Below are 22,201 nucleotides of genomic sequence, written 5' to 3'. Positions count from 1 at the left end.
CTCAAGGTATTCATGAGTAACTTTAGAAAATAAACATTTCTTTAAATATCTTGATTTTTTAAGTTATGTAACATGAAAAAATACTTTATCTACATTAAGAGGAACTGTTTTTTAAGCTAGCCTCTTCATTTTTAAATTCACCAACAAACTCCTTGATGACTTGTGCCAGTTCATTGGGTTTCTGAGTATTGAGTAGATGGCCTCCATCTGCGATTTCTTGATAGTGCCCTTTGGGCAGGAGATTTGCCAACTTTTTCGAAGAAGCTTGATTGGCCCAATCTTTGCTGCCACAAATCACTAAGCTAGGGAGCTGACAAGTTTTAGCAGTATTGGTTAGATTAAGACTTTTTAACTCGGTCAAGATTTGCAACATGTGCTGTTTGTTGGCCCCCTGCTTTTCAAAGACCTGTTTGGGAAGCAGACGAAAGAGGAGGATCTGGAGCCGATAGAGGAGATTGGTCTTGAGTTTGTATTGTGTCCCTGAGAGCACCAAGCCCTTGAGGTGTGGTAAGTCTTGGCTGGAGAGTTCAAGAGCGAGAACGCCACCCAGTGAGAGTCCAACCAGAATAAAGGGCTCGCTTTCTTGTTGGAGACACTCCGTCAGTCTTTCTTTGGCCTCCTGGTAGCTTTCGCTTGGATAAGAGAAAATAGCGAAAGAGTCAGAAGGCAAGGGGGAAAGTGCATCTTGAACACTTTGCCAAGAATGAGCATCCTGGCCTAGGCCATGTAAAAAAACAAGTTTCATTATGGGTTCTTTCTTGTAAAATCGAGTGGATAAAGTCCACGAAGGGCATTGCAGGCATAGACTCTGTCAGCAACTTCTAAATCCTTCAGTGTCAATCGTTTTTCCTCTACTTGTCCAGTTTCCAATAGATGGCGGCGGTAGATCCCTTCGAGGAGAGGGAGATGAGCTGGAGGAGTGTAGAGTTGGCCGTCGATCTCTAGAATGAGGTTGCCGATGGTCGTCTCTAGTAAGGTTCCGTCTTCTAAATAGTAGATCTGCTCCCGATCTGACTGGATGAGATGGTCTCTCTGGCTCGTTTTAAAATAGGTAAAAGGTCGGTTTAATGGTGCAGTTTGTTCTCGTAATTGAGCCTGTAGATAGCTAGCTGGCAAGTCTGTTAGCTCCGTAATCGTCAGTTGGAAGTTTCCGTTTTTCTGCAAGGCTATCCGACAACGATAGTCAAGGCTAGAATCAACATGAGTGAGCTCTTCTTGAAGTTTGTTCAAGAGCTTTTGCTCATTATAAGGATAGGCAAAGTAGCGGCTGGCCTCTCGCAAACGGGTCAAGTGTTGCTTCAGGAAGGTCAACTCTCCTTGGTGGATACGACCAGTTGTCAAGAGATCAAATCGAGGCTCTTGACGGTAGAGAACAGCAGACTTTTGCTTAGTTTCCTGGTATTCGGATTTCCATTTGCTGTCCCAAGTGATGCCCCCTCCTACGCCATAGATGGCTTTGGTGCCTTGCATTTGAAGGGTTCGGATAGCCACATTGAAGATCCGTTTCCCTTTTGGAAGAAGGATCCCAATCGTTCCACAGTAGACTCCGCGAGGAGCAACCTCTGTCTTTTGAATAATTTCCATAGTAGAGATTTTCGGTGCCCCTGTAATCGAACCACAAGGAAAGAGGGCCTGGAAGGTTTGAACCAGGTCGATCTCTGGGCGCAAGCGACTTTTAATGGTCGACGTCATCTGCCAAACGGTAGAGTATTGCTCAACTTGGCAGAGACGGGTCACCTGCTCACTTCCAATTTCCGAAATCCGGTTCATATCATTGCGGAGGAGATCTACAATCATCATATTTTCCGCTCGATTTTTGGGGTCCGCTTCTAACCAAGCTGCCTCTTCAAGATCGGCTTGGTTGGTGAGGCCACGACGAGTCGTCCCCTTCATGGGGCGCGTGGTCAATAGCCGATCTTCTTGTTCAAAAAAGAGTTCAGGGCTGATAGAGAGGATGGACACATCATCGTGCTGGATAAAGGCATTGTAATGGGCCTTTTGCTCTACCACTAAGCGATTATAGATGGCCAAAGGATCAGCCTCTAGCTCTTGAGAAAGCTGGACGGTATAGTTGACCTGGTAGGTGTCTCCTTGACGGATGTGGTGCTGGATGGTCTCAATGGCTTCTTGATAGGTAGGCGCCTCGACCTCTTCCTTCCAATTGGCAGGTAGGTCCACAGCCTCATAGTCCTCTGGGAAAGGAAGGGTCTCGACCTCCTCATGAATGGTGAAATAGAGGAGATACTCTCCCATGAGTGGTGCTGGGTGGACGGCTAATTTTTTCTCAAAAGCAGGAGCGGCTTCATAACTGACATAGCCTACGGCATAATAACCAGCCTCCTGATAGGCTTCCGCCTCTCTCAGAAGAGTCTCTACTTGGTCGAGGTCTCTGGTTTTTAATTCCCTTATGGGCTTGGTGAAAAGCTGTCGCAATCCAAGCTCTTTAAAATCAATAATCGTTTGTTTGTGCATGCTTTGAGTATATCAAAAATAGAGGAAAAAAGGTAGATAAGGAGGCAAGGATTCCTTGCTTGGTCCTCTCTTTCATGCTAAAATAACCATAGAATCTGCATTTGGCGAAGGAGTAGGACCATGAAAAAGAATTCCCTCTATAACACTTCCAGTATTAGTCTTTTTCAATACCTCTTTGCGATTGCAGTGATTTTGGTGCATAGTGGTCGCTTAACTTCCTATGAGTCGGTGCATTTTGGTCTCAAGAGTATCCTTGGACGGCTAGCGGTGCCATTTTTTATCGTCTGTGCCAGCTTTTTCCTCAAGCCATCACTAAGAGATGCAAGGAAAATGAAGGCCTATCTGGTCAAAATCGTAAAAACCTATTTATTTTGGAGTTGTGTCTATCTTCCCTATGCCTGGGTCTTTTTTTCTAGTCTCAACCTCCCAGTATCTCTCTTTCCAGCTGGCGTCCTCATCGCTCTAGTCTATTTGGGGATGTGTTACCAACTCTGGTATATCCCAGCTTTTTTGCTAGGTTTGTTTTTGGTCAATCAACTGGTCAAACGCTTGGGCATGGTTTGGGCGGGGGTGATCAGCTTGCTCCTCTATTGCTGGGGCTTGGTTGAGACCTATTCGGCTTATCTAGACACCACGAGTCTTCTCAAGGGCTACCAGCTCTACAGCAACTTATTTTTCACTGCTCGAAATGGATTCTTTTACACGCCTATTTTTATCTATATGGGTTACTATCTGTTTGATCATTTTCATTCACAAAATTTTAGGGTTCACCGTTGGCAAAAGCTTGCTCTGACTTTTGGTTTCCTCTGTTTAGAAGGCGTAGTTATTTTTCAACATGAAGGAATGGATAAGAACTTTTTCTTTCTTCTTCCTTTTGTGACGGTCTATTTGGTCAATGCTTGCCTAAAATCGTCCTTTTTAAAATCTTATGACTTACAGTATTTAAAACAGATGAGTATGGCGCTTTACTTTTCGCATCCAATCTTCATCGAGTGGGCTCGCTATGGTTTTAGCAATCTCCCACTTTCCTATCCAGACAGAGGCAAGCTGATTTTTGTGGTGGCCTTGTTTGGAAGCCATCTCTTTGGGTTGGCCATGCTCTCTTATCACAATTGGCAAAATGAAAAGAGGATGAGAAGGTTAAAAAAGGAAGTTTTCTAAAGTGACTTCTTTTTTATTTTAAAGGAGACTGATAGAGCTACTAAGAGTTGCAATTTCTTTCAAGTTTGGTTATGTTGAAAGGGATTACAAGTAAAATCAAAAAGGAGAAGTACATGAAGAAAAAAAGGTGGCATGATGCTGTGATTTATCAAATCTATCCCAAGAGTTTTTTAGATAGCAATGGGGATGGAATTGGTGACCTCAAGGGGATCATCAGTAAGCTGGATTATTTGGAGAAACTAGGCATTACAGCCATTTGGCTGTCTCCTGTTTACTAAAGTCCTATGGATGATAATGGCTATGACATATCTGATTATGAGGATATTGCTTCTATCTTTGGGACCATGGAGGATATGGAGAAGCTGATTGCGGAAGGGCAAAAGCGCGATATTAAGATTATTATGGATTTGGTTGTCAACCATACCTCGGATGAGCATGCTTGGTTTATCGAAGCGAAAGAAAATCCAAACAATCCAGAGCGGGACTACTATATTTGGAGGGACCAACCCAATGATCTTCTCTCGAACTTCAGTGGTTCAGCTTGGGAATTTGATCCAGCTTCCCAGCAGTATATTATTTGCACTTCTTTAGTAAGAAGCAACCGGACCTGAATTGGGAAAATGAGAGCCTTCGGCAGAAGATTTACGACATGATGAATTTTTGGATTGACAAGGGGATCGGTGGTTTTCGGATGGATGTCATCGACATGATTGGGAAAATTCCGGATCAGAAGATCGTAGCCAATTGTCCTATGCTCCACCCCTATCTGAAAGAAATGAATCGAACAACCTTCGGAGATAAGGATTTGTTGACGGTCGGGGAGACCTGGGGAGCGACACCTGAGATTGCTAAGCAATACTCTGGTCCTGACAATGAAGAATTATCGATGGTCTTTCAATTTGAACACATTGGGCTTCTCTTCCAAGAGGGTCAGCCCAAATGGCACTATGCGAAGAAGCTCAATGTTCCTAAATTGAAAGAAATCTTTTACAAGTGGCAGACGGAACTGGGCATGGATGAAGGCTGGAACTCCCTCTTTTGGAACAATCATGACCTTCCTCGGATTGTCTCTGCCTGGGGAGATGACCAAGTATACCGGGTGAAGTCCGCTAAGGCCCTAGCCATTCTTCTTCATTTGATGAGAGGGACACCTTATATCTACCAGGGGGAAGAGATTGGCATGACCAACTATCCTTTTAAGAGCCTAGACGAAATCGAAGATATTGAATCTATTAACTACGCTAAGGAAAGCCTAGAAAAGGGAGTAGACCTCGACACCATTATGGACCAGATCCGGCATATTGGCCGGGACAATGCTCGAACCCCTATGCAGTGGTCCAAGCTGCCACAGGCTGGTTTTACAACCGGTCGCCCATGGCTAGCTGTCAATCCAAACTATCAGGAAATCAATGTAGAAGCGGCTTTGGCTGATCCCTCATCCATTTTTTATACCTACCAACAATTAGTTGCCCTCCGTAAGGAGCAAGACTGGTTGATCTCGGCAGACTTTGAGCTAGTGGATACAGTCGACCAGGTCTTTGCCTAACAACGAGTAAATGGGAATCAACGCTATTTGATTGTGGTCAATTTGTCTAGTCAAGTTCAGAGCTTTGAACTGAAGCAAGACTATCAGGAGGTCCTCATTAGCAATACCAATGTAGAGCAGGTCAAACAGACAAAAGTATTGGAACCTTGGGATGCTTTTTGTGTGCAACTAACTTAAGCATAAGTTTCTACAAAAAAAGAAGCGGATAGCTTCTTTTTTGTTTTAGAGGGGACGAGGTCTGTCCAATGGGAGGAGGCTCAGTCTGTCTGGTAGAAGCCTTATAGTTATTTTTTATAAGGACTATTAGTTCTGGTCAATGGCAAGAGGCGGAAACCCTTGATCTATAAGGTTATAGCTTCTGGCTATACCATAAACCATTGAAAAGCAATTATACAGAAGGGGCTTCTTCTGATAAGATAGACTCAACTTGAATTTTTGGAGGACAAAACATGTCAACTACAATCATCGGATTCCCTCGTTTGGGTGAATTCCGCGAACTAAAATTTACAACTGAGAAATATTTTAGAAACGAAATTACAGCTGAAGATTTGTTGGACGCTGCAAAAGAATTGCGTGCCAAACACTGGAACATTGTCAAAGAAAAAGGGATCACTGAAATCCCATCAAATGACTTTTCTCATTATGACAACTTCCTCGATGCTGCTTTCCTTTTCAACGTGGTTCCTGCATCGGTTCAAAACTTGGACTTGTCTGACCTTGAACGCTACTTCGCCTTGGCGCGTGGTTACCAGGGAGAAAAAGGGGATGTGCGTGCTCTTCCAATGAAGAAATGGTTCAACACTAACTACCACTATATCGTTCCAAAATTTGAAAAAACAACAGAAGTCAAATTGGCTGGTCACAAGATTTTTGATGAGTACCAAGAAGCGAAAGACTTGGGTCTTGACACTCGTCCAGTTGTGGTTGGACCATTCACTTTCCTTCAATTATCAGACTTCGAAGAAGGCGTGAAGGCAGAAGACTTCGTTGATAGCTTAGTGGCTGCTTACCAAGATGTTTTTGCTAAATTGGCTGAGCTTGGTGCAACTCGTATTCAATTGGATGAAGCTGCTCTTGTTAAAGATTTATCAGCTGAAGAAAAAGCGCTCTTCTTGAACCTCTACAACAAGCTCTTGGCTGACAAGAAAGGTCTTGAGGTTCTGATCCAAACTTACTTTGGTGATGTACGTGACATCTACGCTGACCTTGTGAATTTGCCAGTAGATGCGATTGGTTTGGACTTCGTTGAAGGGAAGAAAACTCTTGAACTCGTTAAAGGTGGCTTCCCAGCTGACAAGACTCTTTATGCAGGGATTGTCAATGGTAAGAACATCTGGCGCAACAACTACGAAGCAAGCTTGGAAATCTTGAAACAAGTACCAGCTGAAAACATCGTTTTGACTAGCTCATGCTCACTGCTTCATGTGCCATTTACAACTGCCAATGAAGACTTTGAACCAGCTATCTTGAATCACTTTGCCTTTGCTGTTGAAAAATTGGAAGAACTTCGTGACTTGGATGCTATCCGCAATGGTCAAGGTGAAGAAGCTCTTGCAGCAAACAAAGAACTCTTTGCGACAGAACGTGTCGGAGCAAATGCGGAGCTTCGTGCGCGTATCGCTGGATTGACTGATGCAGACTACACTCGTTTGCCAGCCTTTGCAGAACGTGAAGCTATCCAAGAAGATGCCTTCAAACTTCCAGCCCTTCCAACAACAACGATCGGTTCATTCCCTCAAACCAAGGAAGTTCGTGCGAAACGTTTGGCTTTCCGTAAGGGTGAATTGTCACAAGAAGAATACGATGCCTTCCTTGCTGAAACTATCGACGAATGGATCAAATGGCAAGAAGAAGTTGGATTTGACGTGCTTGTACACGGTGAATTCGAGCGTAATGACATGGTTGAGTACTTCGGTCAAAACTTGTCCGGTTACCTCTTCTCTAAGAATGGTTGGGTACAATCATATGGTATGCGCGGGGTTAAACCACCAATCATCTGGGGTGATGTCACTCGTCTTAACCCAATCACTGTTAAATGGTCTAGCTACGCACAAAGCCGTACGGACAAACCTGTTAAAGGGATGTTGACTGGACCTGTTACCATCCTTAACTGGTCATTCCCACGTGAAGACATCTCTATCAAGGATTCTACTCTTCAAATCGCTCTTGCTATCAAGGATGAAGTTCTTGACCTTGAAGCTGCAGGCGTGAAGATTATCCAAATCGACGAGGCTGCTCTTCGTGAGAAATTGCCACTTCGTCGTAGTGACTGGTACGAAGACTACCTTGACTGGGCTATTCCAGCCTTCCGTTTGGTACATTCAACAGTAGCACCAGACACACAAATCCACACGCACATGTGTTACTCAGAATTTACAGATATTATCCCAGCCATCGACAACATGGATGCAGACGTCATCTCATTTGAGGCAAGCCGTTCAAACCTTGAAATCTTGGACGAACTCAAAGCGAAAAACTTCCAAACAGAAGTTGGACCTGGGGTTTACGATATCCACTCACCTCGTGTGCCTAACGAAGGCGAAATCGATCACACTATCGAAGCTATCCTTGCCAAAGTACCAAGCAGAAAAGTTTGGATCAACCCTGACTGTGGTTTGAAAACACGTGGAATTAAAGAAACAAAAGAAAGCTTGATCCGTCTTGTAGAAGCGGCAAAAGCTGCTCGTAAAGCGCTATAAAGCAAGTAGAAATTCCTAAGCTTGCTCGATAGCAAAAAAAGAATTGCTCAATCAAGAAAGGAATACATTTGATGACTAAGCAAACACCGTCGCTCTCCTTTGAGGTTTTCCCTCCAAATCCTGAAGTAGGCAATGCCAAGCTCTTACGTGCCTTGGAAAATATGCAGGAATTAGCTCCACACTTTATCAGTGTGACAGCTAGCAATAATAAATACAATATCAAAGAGACGACGGTTGCTTTAGCCAATCATATTCAGAATGAATTGTCTATTCCGACCATTGCCCACTTACCTGCCATCTATCTAAGCAAGGAAAAAGTAGCAGATACCCTTCATGAATTAGATCAAGTAGGGGTTCATCGGATTTTGGCCCTTCGTGGTGATATTATTCCTGGTATTGAGCCTTTAAAAGACTTTCGTTATGCAACGGACTTGATTGAATTTATTAAAACAGAAGCTCCTCACTTTGATGTAATCGGTGCTTGTTACCCAGAAGGTCACCCAGATTCGCCAAACCAAATTTCAGATATTCAAAATCTGAAAAAGAAAGTGGATGCTGGATGTTCGAGCCTAGTGACTCAGCTTTTCTTTGACAATGAGCGTTTCTACGATTTTCAAGATAAGTGTACCTTGGCGGGAATTGATGTTCCCATTCATGCAGGGGTGATGCCAATTCTTAACAGAAACCAGGCCCTTCGCTTGTTGAAGACTTGTGAAAATGTTCATATCCCACGGAAATTCAAAGCCATTCTGGATAAGTATGAACATGATCCAAAATCCCTTCGTGCGGCTGGTTTAGCCTATGCGGTGGATCAAATCGTTGATTTGGTCACACAAGATGTTGCCGGTGTCCATCTCTACACCATGAACAATGAAGATGTAGCCTATCATGTCCACCATGCAACAAAAGCGTTATTTGAACACCAACCAAACTTGGAAGTGATTTAATCAACAGTCTAAGCAGGAATTGTAGAGATTGAGAAAAAATTTTCTCAGTCTCTTTTTTACTTGGACCAATCGCTTGCTAAATGGCAACTTTTTTTTTATAGTATTAATATGAAGATTTTGGAGGCGCTTGCAATGAAGAGAGAACTCACGTTGAAGTTATTTGGACCCCCTAAGGTTGTTTTCCAACAGAAAGACATCCGTTTCTCCTTCTCGAAGATGGAGGCTTTATTTTATTACTTAGCTGTATCGGGTGAGGTTAACCGTGATGAAATTGCGGGTATTCTCTGGGGGGATAAGGAAAACCAAGTCGCTCGGAAAAATCTACGGAATACTGTTTACCAAGCTAATAAAATCTTTGAAGGAGATGTCATTGTTTCTCCAAGTAGGAGTAGCTTGGCCCTTAATTCTGAGCTGAATCTTTCTTTGGATGTCCAGCTTTTTGAAAGGGATCCGATAAGCAATTTACATCTTTATCAGGGAGATTTTCTGGAAGGCTTCTACGTCAAGGATGATGAGGACTTTGACCAGTGGGCTTCCCGTAAACGGAGCGCTTATAAGCAACTCTATATTGAAAGCTGTTATCAAAAGATTGACAAAGAGGGGCTGGGAGACCCTGGTATAGAGTCCTTACTCCACCATTTAGTAGAGCTGGATGAATTTGAAGAAAAGAACTACCAGCTCTTGATGGAGTATTATAGAGTTCATCACCAGCTGGGGAAATTTTTTGAGACCTATTACAAGCTGGTGGATTTATTGGATCGTGAGCTGAATGTTCGTCCTAGTCGAGTGATAGAAGAACTGTATCATTCTGTTTTGGAAGCTAAGCGAACCCATAAACAGAGCAATCGTGTGAATGTCCGAGAACTCCCTTTCTTTGGTCGCAAACAAGAACTGTCCCAACTGGAAGAATACCTATCCTTAGTAGAGAAGGGGGAAGCGGTTGGCCCTCTCTTGGTCATGGGGCAATCTGGAACAGGCAAAAAACGTTTATTGCGTCAATTGGTCTTGCTGTCCAATCGTAGTTTTAGCTTTGTCAAGCTGGAAGGCAAAGTCGGCAGTCGCCAAGAAGAAGGAGGGATCTGGGACGACCTCAAAGCTTCCCTAGAGAAAGTGAGCGGGGGCTTGGAAGCTCCTCCTCTAGGAAAAGCGGACAATCTCCCTGCTGTCCGGAAGCACCTTCAAAGACTCAGCCAAGAAAAACCTCTCCTGATTCTGCTTGAAAATGCTCAGTGGATGGATGCGGCCTCATTCAATAAAGTAAAGCAATTGGAGGAGAAAAGTAGCGGGGAAAGATGGCAACTGATTGTTACAGCTGAGGGGCCTTTGCCGGAATTCTTGGTCACCTTCTTTGGGAGTTTAAAAGTCGAGAGACGGTTGTCCCAGCTAGAGTTGACCAATTTTGATCCGAGTGAAAGTCGATCACTCTTACAAGGGCAACTGGGGCAGATAGAACCAGCCCTGATCGAGCAAATGATGGAGTGGAGTGAAGGTAGTCCCTTCTTGTTGTCCAGCTATATAGAAGAGTGGAAAGAGAAGGAAAGTTTAGAGCCCTTACCTGATATTATTCAAGCCTATCTGTCTCAAGAGCTGGGTGACTTGAGCAGTGAAGAGGAGTCCCTTCTTCATTATTTGTCTTGTTTTCATAAGCCGATATCCATGTCTATCTTGGCCGATTTGACAGCTACAGATCTTTCTGTTTTAACTGCATTATTAGATCCTTTAGCTCAAAGAGGAATCATCTCAATAGTGGAGGAGGGGGAGGATCTCTTAGTCCAATTTTGCAAGCAATTGGTAGCCATGTATTTCTACCAACTCCTGTCACCAGCCAGACGGCGTCTCTTCCATCAACAAATCGCGCAAAAACTGGAAGAAACCTTAGAAGATTCGACAGACCTGCTCTTCTATAAGGAAATAGCTTACCAATACAAGCAGTCCCAAAATCTCTTGTGTTCCCTATCCTTTGAGCTAACCTACTTGGAAGAAATCCTCCAGCTAGAACATGAACTATTCCCAATATACTCCAAGGGAGAAGAAGGGGGAGTATCAGATGGTGAAAATAGCCATTTGGATATTTTTGGGGAACTCTCTCGTCTTCGTCGAGAACTGGATCAGCTTTTTTCACGACACCAAAAAGATAGAGACTACAAGTATTTGCAACTGCGCTACTTGTATTTAGAGGGGCGCTACTTCATTCGAAGTGGTGAGTACCAAAAGGGGATTCATGATATTCAAAAGGTCATCTCCTATGCGCGGGAACTCAAACGGCTCGACTTTCTTTTAGAAGGGTACCGGCAAATCATTTATTATTGCATTCAAACAGAAAATATTTCTGAAATGGCCTATTACACAGATTTGGCTTTAGAAGATGCGATTCAGGCCAACAACCATGAAGCGATTGCGATTCAGTTACGTTTGAAGGGTTTGTACCATTTGATGGTAGGGGATGAGGAGCAGGCAACCCGCCACCTCTATCGCTCCATTGATTGCTTTAGTCTGACCAATAGCATGCAGGCCAAGTATGCCATTCAAATTGCAGCATCTTTAGCCTACCTGGCTGAAATAGAGCAAGTGAGAGGGCATTTTCAAGTAGCTGTCACCCATTTGGAAGAGGTCCTACGCTTGGTGGGAGATCAATCTGTTGATTCAGTCCGAGTGGTGTTTGAAATTGATCTTGGGATTGCCTACTATTGGAAGGGAGATTTGGTCCAAGCCCGCTTCTATTTTGACAGGGCTCAAAAGGTTTTGTCCGGCGTTCGCTTCCCTTGGAAGGAAGAATTGCTCGAATTTTATCAATCCTTAATCGCCTGTCATTTTGGCGAGCAAGAGAAGGTGGCAACTTATCTGGCTCGTAAAGAAGGAACCATGAAGCAAACGACGAATGCGCGAGACAAGGGGATGGTTTGTTATCTCTTAGCCTTCTTGGCGGCCCAGAAGGAACAAGGAGAGCAACCGGTTCCTGCTTTGAGCTCTTTCTTGAAAGAAGATAAGGGCTACTACAAGAAACTGGCAGAGCAACATCTGACTCCGTATAGAGACCGTCCCTTCCTCAAGAGATTAAAAGTCCTCTAGTATAGCTCATCAAGTGTCACGAAGGAAGAATAAAAAAAGGCTTATCAACACCCAAGGGATGGATGTTGATAAGCCTTTTGTATGTTAGAGAGGTTTTGCATCTTATTTTTGTTGGGACAAGATTTGGGTCAAGTAAAAGATAAAGGTTGCAGCCAGGTTGGAGGTGTGGTTGTCAATATCATGAGGAGGGGAAACTTCCACAATATCAAATCCAATCAGTTTGCCGCTAGCAGCAATGTGTTGGAGCAACATTAGGGCTAGTTTTGGATCCACACCAAGTGACTGGATGGCACTGACGCCAGGGGCAGAACCAACGGCAAAGCAGTCCATATCGATAGAGAGGTAGACCGCTGTCTGTTTTTCTAAGAATTGATCAATCCGATCAAGAATGGCCTGGTGGCTCATCCGGAAGAGATCTTGTCCTGTTAAGAAATCAATGCTTGGTGTTTTTGCCACATAGTTGAATAGGAACAGGTTGTTGCTGTGTTCCTGGATGCCCAAAATCAAGTAAGGGAAATCTTTGCTCTCTTCTTTTGCGTGGTCTGCCATTTGGCGAAATCCTGTTCCAGAGTTGGGACCAGTTTGGTCGTAAGGACGCAGGTCAAAGTGAGCATCTAGGTTTATGACAGCCAATTGTTCATCTGGTTGCAAGGAGGATTTGAGGCCCAGGTAGTGACCATAAGCCGTTTCGTGCCCTCCACCGAGGACGATTGGTTGAATATTTAGCTCCAACATCCGTTTGACAGTTAGAGAGAGGCTCTCTTGCAAATCTTCAAGAGAACGATTGGGGCCATCGATATTTCCGACATCAAAAACTGTGACGTTGGTGCCCCAGTGCCAAGGAAGTTTGGCGAGCTGGGTGCGAATAGCATTAGGACTTTCGACAGCACCGACGCGACCGTTATTGATATAGACTCCTTTATCGCTTTTAAAACCAAGGATTCCAAAGGTGACTTCTTCAAAAGGAGTCAAGGTTTCATCATTCAAATCCAAAAACTTCGTCAGCATTCCCCATTTGGCTGTATAAGGATTGTCTTCAATACTGCCTTGGTAATAACTGTAAGTCGTTGGGTAATAATCTCTAAGCACGTTACATGCCTCCGTTTGTTGGTATTTGGCTAGAATTGGAAAGGCTGAGAAATTTTCTCAGCCTTTTTCTGCTGTATCCTTACTGTATCAGTATTGAATGCTTAAGTCAACTGCTTTTTCGATGGTTGCTAAGAATTCTTCACTTTCGACAACAGCAGATGCTTTATTGAGTTCTTCGAAGATTTCGATGTCCTTGTCAAATTCAATGAAGGCCACCTTGCTGCGAATCATGTCATAGGCTGGTTTTGTACCTTTACCAAGTTCATGATTTTCTGGTTTGAGATCCAAGGCTTGGCAGGCTGCCATAATTTCAGTAGCAACGATGCGGCGCGAATTCTTAAGGATTTCTGCTGCTTTACGAGCTGCTGTAGTTCCCATGCTGACGAAGTCTTCTTGGTTTTCACAAGATGGGATAGAGTCAACGCTGGCTGGGTGAGACAAGATTTTGTTTTCAGATGCAAGAGAAGCACAAGCATACTGCGTAATCATGAAGCCTGAGTTGAGGCCAGGGTGTTTGACCAAGAAGGATGGCAATTTACTAAGCTGGCTGTTGACCAAGCGTTCCACCCGACGTTCAGATACGTTTCCGATCTCAGAAAGGGCAATACCCAAGAAGTCAAATGGTTGTGCCATTGGTTCACCGTGGAAGTTACCTCCGGAGATGACGTGTCCTTCCTTGGTGATGATTGGGTTATCTGTCACAGAGTTGATTTCGATTTCAACTTTTGTTTTTACATAAGCAATAGAGTCTTTGCTGGCTCCATGGATTTGAGGAATACAACGGAGTGTATAAGGATCTTGTACCCGTTGTTGGGTCGCAACAGTTGTGTTTTTGCTTCCTTCAAGGAGGTTACGGATATTACGAGCGGTTGCCAATTGTCCACTTTGAGGACGGATAGTATGAAGGTCTTCTTCAAATGGGCTGGTAATACCATTGTGGACTTCCATTGAAAGAGCACCGGCAATGTCAGACAGTTTGAGCAATTGGATACCATCATAAGTCGCAAGAGCGCCGATACCGGTTAGGACAGTCGTACCATTGATCAAAGCAAGCCCTTCTTTGGCAGCCAATTGGATCTTTTCAATACCAGCTTGGTCGAGAGCTTCTTGACCGCTCAAGAGTTGACCTTTGTAGTAGGCGTGTCCAAGTCCCAACATTGGGAGCACCATATGAGAAAGGGGGGCAAGGTCTCCGGAAGCTCCGAGTGATCCTTTTTCTGGAATATAAGGAGTCACTCCTTTGTTAAGCAATTCTAATAGTTTTTCAACAGTTGACAGACGAATGCCAGAATAGCCTTTTAAGAGCGAGTTGATCCGGATGAGCATGATAGCACGAACGGCATCTTCTGGAAGTGGATCACCAAAACCAGATGCGTGGGTACGAATCAAGTTTTCTTGCAGTTGGACAGTATCTTCTGGAGAAATGCTGACATTACAGAGAGAGCCAAATCCAGTGGTCACACCATAGACAACACGTTTTTCACGGACGATATCATCAACAATTTTACGAGATGCGATAACAGCTTCTTTGGCTGCTTCGTCTAACTCACATTGGGCACCGTGCCGAGCGACGGCGATGACCTCTTCCAGTGTTAAGCTGTTACCATCTAAATGAATCAATTGAGTCATATAAAACCTCCGATTATGAATTGTTCTGTAGAAGTAGATTTGTTTACTTCGGTTTGAATACCAAACGTGAGCCCATTGTCTATGATTCTTAGAAGGATTGAAAGAAGTCTTAGAGAAAAGAGCTCAGGTTTGATATTCGTGGCTTCTTAGATGGGCTAGGGAGCAAAGGAATGCTTTGCTCCTCCTAAGTTCCCATCTAATGTGTAAATAGAATTGGTGAGGACTGTTTTATTTTTTAGCTAGTTTGTCACCGTGGAAAACAAAGTAAAGTCCACTAGCGATTACTAGACCGATAGCTCCCCATACAAAGTTCATTAGATTATCCCCTGCAATCATCAAGATACTGATGACAACAGCCAAAATTGGGATAACTGGACCGAATGGCACTCGGAAGGTAACCTTTTTCTCTGGGTACATTTTTCTGAGTTTGAGCGCTGCCAAAGCAGTCGGAATATATTGGAAGAAACGGAAAACAACACTGAAAGTTGCTAAGGATTCGAAAGATCCAGATAACAAGAGTAAGAATGCAAAGAAACCGGAAATGATAATGGCAATGACAGGAGCATTCTTGGAGTTTGTTTTTCCAAGTTCTGCTGGCAAGAGTTTTTCGTCTGCTAGGGCAGCACCGAAACGAGGAACCATAATGGATTCACCGATGTTGAGACCGGCGATTGAAATGAGAGCACCATAGGAGACAAGAGGGGCACCGATAGGGCCAATCATTTTAACAAATGCGTCTTGTACTGGTGCCTCGGTTCCCATAATGCCTCCACCAAGCATAGCGATTGTTCCAGCGATGATCAACATGTAGAGAACTGAGACGATACTGATGGATCCCAAGATAGCACGAGGAACGTTCTTTTCAGGGTTACGCATTTCCCCTGCAACGATGGACATGGTTTCGAATCCGATAAATCCATAGAAGATGTAAACAGCGGTACTAGAAATAGCACTAAAGAGATTTGATCCACTTTCCAATTGAAGGAAAGGTGTGAAGTTGCCCTTGCTTACTCCACCAGGAATAAAGAAGATGGCGAAGAGTGAGAAGAGGACAATTGGGATTAATTTTGCAACAGTAGCTGTCAGTGTGAACATTTTCGATGTTTTCAGACCGGCGATGTTCATAAGACTCAAGAGAACCAACATAACGATACTAATCTGTAGGTTGTAGCCTTCGAATGCTGGGAAGGTAATGATGAAGATCTTAGCAAAACCAGCTAGCATAGCAGCCCAAGCGATAACGGTAACGGCCCATCCGAGGATCCCGACGTTAAAGCCGACAAAGTCTCCGAAAGCTGCTTTTGAGTATTGCATGGCTCCACCGTTTTTATCAAAGTAGCCAGCCGTTTCAGCCAGACAGGCTGATAGTAGCATGACAAGAATAGCTACTCCAAACATGACGGCCAGGGAAGCTGGTCCGAGGCCAGAATATATCTTTTTGGGCAAGAGGAAGATACCAGACCCAATCACGGCATTGATACCGTATAGAGTGGCACCGCTAAAGCTGAATTTCGCTTTTTCTTGTTCCTCAATCGACTGTTTATGTGCTCCGTTCATAATGTCTCTCCTTTAAAACATTATCTTAGCGCAGTCCAGATAGCAATCGGTTGCTTCCCAGACTGAAGGGGTGAAAACGTAATTGTCATCTCTTGAAGAGGAGATGCTTGTTCGATAAACAGGAGCTCGTGAGTTTTGAGGGAGTAAAGTTGTCCCTTTTTCCATTCAAGTGTTAGTGGACAGAGAGCATAGATCAATTGATAGCGACTCTGGCTCGTGACACTTTCTTTTGGGGATATAGCACTCATATGCCCCTGATAAGAAGGTTTATAGATTAGATTAAAATCTTGACAGGTCCCTTGGCTAGATACGGGATCTCCCCCGTCAAAGAAGTAGCTTTGAAATGGCTTCAAAACAACTTCTTTATGTTGATGGGTGAGTGTAATCGATGAAGTCAGAGGCATCAAGATTCGGTGGTAGCCAGTGAGATCAGTAAAATCACTTTTTTCAACCTCCACCGTTGCAGTAGAGAGGCGAAAGTCAAAGGTCCGATCTGGATAACTTCCCTCTTTTGGAGAGAGGAAGAGTTGGGTGGTTTGACCACCAGACCAAGTAGAAATCTGATAATCTGCGGGGGTGAGATGAAGGATAGTCACCATAGGACCTCCTCTTTCTTAAAAGAGACCAGTAATATTGCCTTGGGCGTCGATATCAATCTTTTCACTGGCTGGAACTTTTGGTAGGCCAGGCATGGTCATGATCGTTCCTGTGAGCGCAACGATAAAGCCAGCTCCTGCTGCCACCTTAAGGTTGCTGATTTTGACAGTGAAATCTTTCGGTGCTCCGATCTTCTTGGCATCATCCGAGAAGGAATATTGCGTTTTGGCCATACAGATTGGGTAGTTTGAGAAGCCAAGAGCTTCCAATTCTTTGAGTTCGCGTTTAGCAGCTGGCGTTAGGCTGATACCTTTTCCACCATAGACTTTTGTGACAATCTTGGTCAATTTCGTTTCAATGCTGTCTTCGTCGTCATAGACATAAGAGAAGTGGTTTTCTTCTTGAGCTAGTTGAATGACTTTTTCAGCTAGGTCGCGTCCACCAGCGCCACCATGTGCCCAGACATCCGAAATGACAACATCTACATTGCGTTTCTTACAAGATTCATAGACAGCTTCTAGCTCTGCCTCTGTATCCAGTGGGAATTTGTTAATGGCAACGACCACAGGAAGGCCATAGACTTCTTGGATGTTGGCCAAGTGTTTGTCGAGGTTTGGCAGACCATCGATAACAGCTTGGACATTTTCAGTAGCCAAGTCCGCTTTGGCAACTCCACCATGCATCTTGAGAGCACGGATGGTTGCAACGAGGACTACGGCAGAAGGTTTGAGTCCGGCAATGCGGCACTTGATATCAATGAATTTTTCAGCGCCTAAGTCTGCTCCAAAACCAGCTTCCGTAACGACATAGTCTGCATATTTGAGAGCTAGTTTAGTAGCCAGCACACTGTTACAGCCATGAGCAATATTGGCAAATGGTCCACCGTGGATGATAGCAGGAGTATGCTCCAAGGTTTGCACCAAGTTGGGATGGATGGCATCTTTGAGGACGGCTGCCATAGCGCCTCCAGCCTTGAGCTCTTTAGCTGTGACCGGTTGTCCTTGGTAGTTGTACCCAATGATGATGCGATCGAGGCGTTCTTTGAGGTCAAGGATATTTTCTGAGAGACAGAGAATAGCCATGATTTCAGAAGCCACTGTGATATCAAAGCCATCTTCACGAGGAACCCCATTTGTTTTTCCTTGGAGGCCATCGACAATATGACGGAGTTGACGATCATTCATATCGACCACCCGTTTCCAGGTGATGCGACGAGAATCAATGCCTAACTCATTGCCGTGATGGATGTGATTGTCAATCAAGGCAGCAAGCAGGTTGTTGGCAATCCCAATGGCATGGAAGTCACCTGTAAAGTGAAGGTTGATGTCTTCCATTGGAACGACTTGGGCGTAACCACCACCAGCAGCACCACCCTTGATCCCAAAGACAGGGCCAAGAGATGGTTCGCGGAGGGCAATAACCGCTTTTTCACCAATAGCAGAGAGGGCATCCACTAGTCCAACAGAGGTGGTTGTCTTTCCTTCTCCAGCAGGTGTCGGAGAGATGGCTGTCACAAGGATCAGCTTTCCATCTTTCTTGTCCTTTAGTTGTTCCAGTTGATTGCTATCGATTTTTGCCTTGTACTTTCCGTAGAGTGAAATATCCTCTTCGGTCAATCCAAGTTCAGCAGCGATTTCCGTGATGGGCTTCATTTGGACAGAATTGGCAATTTCAATATCCGATAAAACCATAGAATCCCTTCTTTCTTTGTAGGTATTAAAGTTATAAAGTTGATTGATAGGTTTATGATAGGCTTTCTAAAATGCTTTGGTAAATGCTATCTGCAAGGTCAGAGCCTGTTTGGAGGAGTTCGAGACCCTTGCCGTGGTATTCTTGGACAAAGTCTTGGTCCTTGATTCCTGAAATGTTGATTAGGACGTTGAGCCAAGCCCCTTGAAGTCCAGCCTTGAGATTGAGAGCAGCCACCCCTAGGTCACTCGCCGCATTGGTGTTGGACTTGCCAACAGCTTCTTTGGTGGTTTCAAGCGCCTCAACGATGAGCTCCATCATAGAGAAAGGAGATACTGTCGCATGTTTCAAAGCTTTTTGCATGGCTTCACGACGAGCGGCTTTCTCTTCTTCCGTTTCTTTTGGAAGATCAAAGACAGCTGATACGACGTTGAAAGCTTCTGTATCTTTGTCAATAGCTTCTAGTAATTGATCTTGGAGGTGGGCACTTTTTTCGTGAACCCCTTTGATGTGGTCTTCAAATTCAGCGTATTTTTTCTTACCAATGGTCAGTTCGCAGACCATTTTTGTAAGGGAAATCCCATTTGCAGCAGATAGGGCAGCAGCAGAACCACCACCTGGAGCTGGGGCATCTGAACCAAGAATCTTGGCAAACTCAGTAATACTTAAGTCAACTAGTTTCATAGAACTCCCTTTCTAACCCAACAAGTGATTTTCCAAGACTTGTTTGCTGTAGTCAAAGTCTTCTAATTGCAAGTAGTATTCCGCTGAGTCGATCAAAGCCTTAGCTGGAGCAAGTCCGATGAGTTCTGTTCCGATGATTCGAACCCCGTAGCGTTGTGCTTCGAAACGAACGGTTTCAACGACGCGATACAATGGGAATTTTTCCAAGTTGACCATGTTGATAGAAACTTGGGCAATGTTGCGATCTTCTAGCATAACACCAATCGCTTTACAGTATTTGTATCCACCGCTGGATCCGCGAATGATTTTAGAAATGTTATTGGCAATTTCTAGATCATCTGTGTCAAGGTTGACATTGAAGGCAACAAGCGGCATACGGACACCTACAGCAGTAACCCCTGCAGTTGGGTGAATCTTGCGTTCACCGTAGTCTGGTTTCCAGTCTTCTTCCAACAATTTTTCTGGCATTCCTTCGAATTGGCCTTTACGAACTTTAGCGAGGTTGGTGCGTTCTGGACGGGTTGCGGCATCTTCATAGAGGAAGATTGGAATACCCAATTCACGATTGATGCGTTCCGCCACTTTATTAGCGATTTCGACACATTCATCTGTTGTGATATCTTTGACTGGAACGAATGGACAAACGTCTGTTGCTCCCATCCGAGGGTGTTCGCCTTCGTGCTTGGTCATATCGATGTTTTCAGATGCGTATTTTACCAATTGGAAAGCCGCTTCTTGAATGCTTTCTTCATCCCCAACGAGTGTAAAGACGCTGCGGTTGTGGCTAGCATCAGACGAGTAGTCTAATAATGTAACACCTGGAATGCTTTTTGCAGTAGCGACTAATCCGTCGATTACAGCTTGATTGCGTCCTTCAGAGAAGTTTGGAATACACTCAACAATTTTTGCCATATGATTACCTCTTTTTATAGGAGAAGTGGGGAAGGAGGGCAATGTATTCTCCTCCCCTTTCTCAATTTTTATTTTTTGATGTTAAAACAATTTTTGAACCGCATCTTTGACCAGATCTTCGTCTGCAAGATAAGGAATAGTGATGTGGTCTGTTCCTGCATGGAGACGGTTGTATTCGATTGCTGTTTCAATAGCATGATCGTTCCGTGCCCAGTTCCGACGAGCAACCCCTCCCATGGTATCCCATGAAATAGCAGATTTGATAATTTCGTCGATTCGGTGACTACCGTCTAGGACGAGACCAAATCCTCCGTTGATGGCCTTACCGATACCAGTACCACCACCATTGTGGAGAGCAACAAGACTCATACCTCGAGCAGCGTTACCAGCGTAACATTGAACGGCCATATCACAAGTAACATTCGATCCATCTTTGATATTGGAGGTTTCACGGAATGGAGCATCTGTACCAGATACGTCATGGTGGTCACGTCCAATCATGACCGGTCCAATCTTGCCTTGGCGAATGAGTTCATTAAATTTCAAAGCGATATTGACACGTCCCATACAATCTTGATAGAGGATACGAGCCTGTGTACCAACGACTAATTGGTTCTTTTCAGCATCGCGAATCCAGTTGTAGTTATCGCGGTCTTGGTAGCGACGAGTTGGATCGATCGCTTCCATAGCAGCGTGGTCAGTTGCAATCAAGTCTTCGTGTTTACCGCTTAGGCAGACCCAACGGAATGGACCATAACCATAGTCAAAGAGCATAGGTCCCATGATATCTTCTACATAAGATGGCCAAATGAAGCCGTCCTTGTCATCCAAACCATTCTTAGAAATTTCCTTGATGCCAGAGTCGTAAACAGATTTCATGAAGGCATTACCATAGTCGAAGAAGTAGGTGCCCTTAGCAGTCAAAGCTTTAATCACTGCGAAGTGACGAGCTAAGGTTTCATCGACCAAGCGATGGAAGGTTTCTTTGTCTTCTGCCAGCAGACGTGTCCGTTCTTCAAAGCTAATCCCAACTGGGCAATAGCCACCATCATAAACGTTGTGGCAAGAGGTTTGGTCAGACAAGAGATGAACGTGGACATTGTGTTCATTGACATATTCGAGCAAGTCTACGATATTTCCATGGTAGGCAATAGAAGTAGATTCACCAGCTTCAAGGGCTGCTTGAGCCAATTTCACAGCTTCTTCGGCACTGTCGGTTACTTGGCTAATCCAACCTTGAGAGTGACGGGTTTCGATTCGAGAGCGGTCTACTTCTGCAACGATGGCAACAGCTTTTGCAATTTCAGCTGCTTTCCCTTGAGCTCCACTCATACCACCGAGACCAGACGAGATGAAGAGTTTACCAGTTAAGTCGCCATCATCAGGCACACCGAGTTTAAGACGTCCAGCATTAAGGAGAGTGTTGAAGGTACCGTGAACGATCCCTTGAGGACCGATGTACATCCAACCACCAGCCGTCATCTGACCGTAGTTGGTAACGCCCATCTCTTCAGCAATTTCCCAGTCGCGCATGTTGTCATACTCACCGATCAAGAGACCGTTGGTAATGATGACGCGAGGAGCTTCTGGTTTAGACTTGAAGAGGCCGAGAGGGTGACCAGATTCAACCACCAAGGTTTGGTCTTCTGTCATGACTTCTAAGTATTTCTTGATCAAGTTGTATTGCATCCAGTTGGCACAGACAGAACCTGTTTCTCCGTAAGTGACCAATTCATATGGATAAAGGGCGATTTCAAAGCTCAAGTTGTTGTCAATCATAACCTGCATAGCCTTAGCAGCAGTGCATTTTCCTTTGTACTCATCAATTGGTTTGCCATAGATCCGATCTTTTGGACGGAAGCGATAGCCATAGATCCGACCGCGAGTTTTTAGTTCTTCCAGAAATTCTGGGATCAACTCTTGGTGGAATTTTTTAGGGATGTAACGCAGAGCGTTTTTAAGAGCAATCTCAGTCTGAGCTTGCGTTAAGCGGAAGCCTCTATCAGGTGCACGACGGATGCCTTCTTGAAAAGTTGCCTTTTCAGGTAGGACATCAAAGTCAAGTTTGACAGACATAGCAGCTGCAATTTCTTTATCGTCTATAAATGACATAGTAGGAACCTCCTTATGTGTAGACTATGAATTTATAT

General features: G+C 44.3%; 14 protein-coding genes and 1 pseudogene. 5 read left to right on the top strand and 10 right to left on the bottom strand.

Annotated elements, in window-relative coordinates; translation table 11 throughout:
* Window positions 1–94: 94 nt before the first annotated feature.
* Together I2D56_RS00240 and pabB are read right to left on the bottom strand one after the other, a co-directional pair.
* Entirely contained in the window at window positions 95–745 is a 651-nt protein-coding gene (locus tag I2D56_RS00240; protein ID WP_123160590.1) for an alpha/beta fold hydrolase, read from the bottom strand.
* Window positions 745–2,472 (bottom strand): aminodeoxychorismate synthase component I, encoded by a 1,728-nt coding sequence (gene pabB, locus I2D56_RS00235; RefSeq protein WP_123160589.1) that lies wholly within the window; start codon window positions 2,470–2,472, stop codon window positions 745–747. The genes I2D56_RS00240 and pabB overlap by 1 nt, the downstream gene beginning before the upstream one ends.
* A gap of 120 nt (window positions 2,473–2,592) precedes the next feature.
* Between pabB and I2D56_RS00230 the strand changes: the two genes are divergently transcribed.
* The 5 genes and pseudogenes from I2D56_RS00230 (at window position 2,593) to I2D56_RS00205 (ending at window position 11,894) form a co-directional block, all read left to right on the top strand.
* On the top strand, window positions 2,593–3,633 hold the full coding sequence (locus tag I2D56_RS00230) for an acyltransferase family protein (RefSeq protein ID WP_195347710.1): 1,041 nt from the start codon (window positions 2,593–2,595) through the stop codon (window positions 3,631–3,633).
* A gap of 113 nt (window positions 3,634–3,746) precedes the next feature.
* Window positions 3,747–5,356, top strand: a pseudogene (locus I2D56_RS00220) (alpha-glucosidase).
* Window positions 5,357–5,628: 272 nt separating this feature from the next.
* The gene (metE, locus tag I2D56_RS00215; RefSeq protein ID WP_129822445.1) at window positions 5,629–7,878 is read left to right on the top strand and encodes a 5-methyltetrahydropteroyltriglutamate--homocysteine S-methyltransferase; all 2,250 of its coding nucleotides are present in this window, start codon (window positions 5,629–5,631) and stop codon (window positions 7,876–7,878) included.
* A gap of 71 nt (window positions 7,879–7,949) precedes the next feature.
* On the top strand, window positions 7,950–8,825 hold the full coding sequence (metF, locus tag I2D56_RS00210) for a methylenetetrahydrofolate reductase [NAD(P)H] (protein WP_048716370.1): 876 nt from the start codon (window positions 7,950–7,952) through the stop codon (window positions 8,823–8,825).
* A 132-nt stretch (window positions 8,826–8,957) separates the two neighbouring features.
* Window positions 8,958–11,894 (top strand): AAA family ATPase, encoded by a 2,937-nt coding sequence (locus I2D56_RS00205; RefSeq protein ID WP_195347708.1) that lies wholly within the window; start codon window positions 8,958–8,960, stop codon window positions 11,892–11,894.
* Window positions 11,895–11,996: 102 nt separating this feature from the next.
* On the opposite strand, the gene hutG is transcribed toward I2D56_RS00205, so the two are convergent.
* From hutG to I2D56_RS00165, 8 genes are all read right to left on the bottom strand, one after another.
* The gene (gene hutG / locus I2D56_RS00200) at window positions 11,997–12,983 is read right to left on the bottom strand and encodes a formimidoylglutamase (RefSeq protein WP_048716377.1); all 987 of its coding nucleotides are present in this window, start codon (window positions 12,981–12,983) and stop codon (window positions 11,997–11,999) included.
* Between the two features lie 87 nt (window positions 12,984–13,070).
* Window positions 13,071–14,612 carry a histidine ammonia-lyase gene (hutH, locus tag I2D56_RS00195; RefSeq protein ID WP_048716381.1) on the bottom strand — a complete coding sequence of 514 codons (1,542 nt, stop codon included), beginning with the start codon at window positions 14,610–14,612 and terminating at the stop codon, window positions 13,071–13,073.
* A 228-nt stretch (window positions 14,613–14,840) separates the two neighbouring features.
* A complete protein-coding gene (locus I2D56_RS00190) occupies window positions 14,841–16,169 on the bottom strand; it encodes an APC family permease (protein WP_048716383.1) in 1,329 nt (442 codons plus the stop codon).
* 20 nt (window positions 16,170–16,189) lie between these two features.
* Window positions 16,190–16,768 (bottom strand): HutD family protein, encoded by a 579-nt coding sequence (locus tag I2D56_RS00185; RefSeq protein WP_129270067.1) that lies wholly within the window; start codon window positions 16,766–16,768, stop codon window positions 16,190–16,192.
* Between the two features lie 15 nt (window positions 16,769–16,783).
* Window positions 16,784–18,457, bottom strand: coding sequence for a formate--tetrahydrofolate ligase (locus I2D56_RS00180; RefSeq protein WP_195347707.1), 1,674 nt, complete (start codon window positions 18,455–18,457; stop codon window positions 16,784–16,786).
* Window positions 18,458–18,509: 52 nt separating this feature from the next.
* Window positions 18,510–19,139 (bottom strand): cyclodeaminase/cyclohydrolase family protein, encoded by a 630-nt coding sequence (locus tag I2D56_RS00175; RefSeq protein WP_195347706.1) that lies wholly within the window; start codon window positions 19,137–19,139, stop codon window positions 18,510–18,512.
* Between the two features lie 12 nt (window positions 19,140–19,151).
* Window positions 19,152–20,051, bottom strand: a complete 900-nt coding sequence (ftcD, locus tag I2D56_RS00170; RefSeq protein ID WP_126404779.1) for a glutamate formimidoyltransferase — start codon at window positions 20,049–20,051, stop codon at window positions 19,152–19,154.
* Window positions 20,052–20,132: 81 nt separating this feature from the next.
* Complete coding sequence (locus tag I2D56_RS00165; protein WP_195347705.1) at window positions 20,133–22,163, bottom strand: urocanate hydratase; 2,031 nt, start codon at window positions 22,161–22,163, stop codon at window positions 20,133–20,135.
* Window positions 22,164–22,201 lie beyond the last annotated feature (38 nt).

This window comes from Streptococcus australis (assembly GCF_015553625.1).
Classification (GTDB): Bacteria; Bacillota; Bacilli; order Lactobacillales; family Streptococcaceae; genus Streptococcus; species Streptococcus australis_B.
Note: the sequence above shows the minus strand (reverse complement) of the source record. Positions and strands in the feature narration are given on the sequence as shown.

What these genes read in the sequence shown, in the direction of transcription:
- I2D56_RS00185 (WP_129270067.1), bottom strand. Translation starts at nt 16,768, where the DNA reads ATGGTGACTATCCTTCATCTCACCCCCGCAGATTATCAGATTTCTACT.
- I2D56_RS00180 (WP_195347707.1), bottom strand. Translation starts at nt 18,457, where the DNA reads ATGGTTTTATCGGATATTGAAATTGCCAATTCTGTCCAAATGAAGCCC.
- I2D56_RS00175 (WP_195347706.1), bottom strand. Translation starts at nt 19,139, where the DNA reads ATGAAACTAGTTGACTTAAGTATTACTGAGTTTGCCAAGATTCTTGGT.
- hutH (WP_048716381.1), bottom strand. Translation starts at nt 14,612, where the DNA reads ATGACTCAATTGATTCATTTAGATGGTAACAGCTTAACACTGGAAGAG.
- I2D56_RS00190 (WP_048716383.1), bottom strand. Translation starts at nt 16,169, where the DNA reads ATGAACGGAGCACATAAACAGTCGATTGAGGAACAAGAAAAAGCGAAA.
- metE (WP_129822445.1), top strand. Translation starts at nt 5,629, where the DNA reads ATGTCAACTACAATCATCGGATTCCCTCGTTTGGGTGAATTCCGCGAA.
- I2D56_RS00205 (WP_195347708.1), top strand. Translation starts at nt 8,958, where the DNA reads ATGAAGAGAGAACTCACGTTGAAGTTATTTGGACCCCCTAAGGTTGTT.
- I2D56_RS00240 (WP_123160590.1), bottom strand. Translation starts at nt 745, where the DNA reads ATGAAACTTGTTTTTTTACATGGCCTAGGCCAGGATGCTCATTCTTGG.
- I2D56_RS00165 (WP_195347705.1), bottom strand. Translation starts at nt 22,163, where the DNA reads ATGTCATTTATAGACGATAAAGAAATTGCAGCTGCTATGTCTGTCAAA.
- metF (WP_048716370.1), top strand. Translation starts at nt 7,950, where the DNA reads ATGACTAAGCAAACACCGTCGCTCTCCTTTGAGGTTTTCCCTCCAAAT.
- I2D56_RS00230 (WP_195347710.1), top strand. Translation starts at nt 2,593, where the DNA reads ATGAAAAAGAATTCCCTCTATAACACTTCCAGTATTAGTCTTTTTCAA.
- pabB (WP_123160589.1), bottom strand. Translation starts at nt 2,472, where the DNA reads ATGCACAAACAAACGATTATTGATTTTAAAGAGCTTGGATTGCGACAG.
- ftcD (WP_126404779.1), bottom strand. Translation starts at nt 20,051, where the DNA reads ATGGCAAAAATTGTTGAGTGTATTCCAAACTTCTCTGAAGGACGCAAT.